The organism is Microbispora amethystogenes, assembly GCF_016863015.1.
Classification (GTDB): Bacteria; Actinomycetota; Actinomycetes; order Streptosporangiales; family Streptosporangiaceae; genus Microbispora; species Microbispora amethystogenes.
The window spans coordinates 1-631 of the sequence record NZ_BOOB01000156.1 but is presented as its reverse complement, the minus strand read 5'-3'; the positions used below and the strand labels follow the sequence as shown (position 1 = coordinate 631).

The window sequence follows — 631 nt, the reverse complement described above, 5'->3', positions numbered from 1 at the left end:
CGGGTCGCCCGCGTTGTACTTCTGGTTGACGCCGGAGAACAGGCCGTTCTCCAGGTCGGCCATGATCCACGGGCCGTTGCCGGCGCCGTAGCCCCAGACCTTGATGTTGCCGAAGTAGATGGCCTCCATGGTGCCGTTGCCGTTGTCGCGGCTGTTGGTCTCGGCGTTGCCGTAGTCGAAGCAGCAGCCGCCGTTGTAGTGGGTGCCGTCGAAGATGGCGTACATGCCCTCCGGCTGGTCGCCCTTGGCGATGCCGTTGGTGGCGTTGTTGCGGTAGCCGACGCCGGGATCGACGTAGACGCCGTACGCCTTGCTGCCGTAGACCGTGGTCGGCGCCTTGTTCGCGGTCGCGAGGTTGTCGTATCCGCCCGCGGCCGGGCCGGAGAAGCCTCCGGGAGGCGCCTGGGTGAGGCGGTTGTTGCGGCCCGACTGGTCGTAGATGATCGTGATCAGGCAGGTCGTGTTCGCGCAGAACGAGTCCTGCGCGGCGGCGTTGGCGGCGCCGCCCGCGCTCAGTACGCCGATGTCCCTGGTGGTGTTGTCCGAGGAACGGCGCACCTGGTAGAGCGGGCCGTTGTAACTGCCGTACAGGGCGCGGGTCGTGCTGTGCGCCGCGACGCAGGGGGTGCCG

General features: G+C 68.1%; 1 protein-coding gene. It reads right to left on the bottom strand.

Features of this window, described 5'->3' with window-relative positions:
* A partial coding sequence (locus tag Mam01_RS36145) for an arabinofuranosidase catalytic domain-containing protein (RefSeq protein ID WP_204289707.1) occupies positions 1-631 on the bottom strand: 631 nt, incomplete at both ends.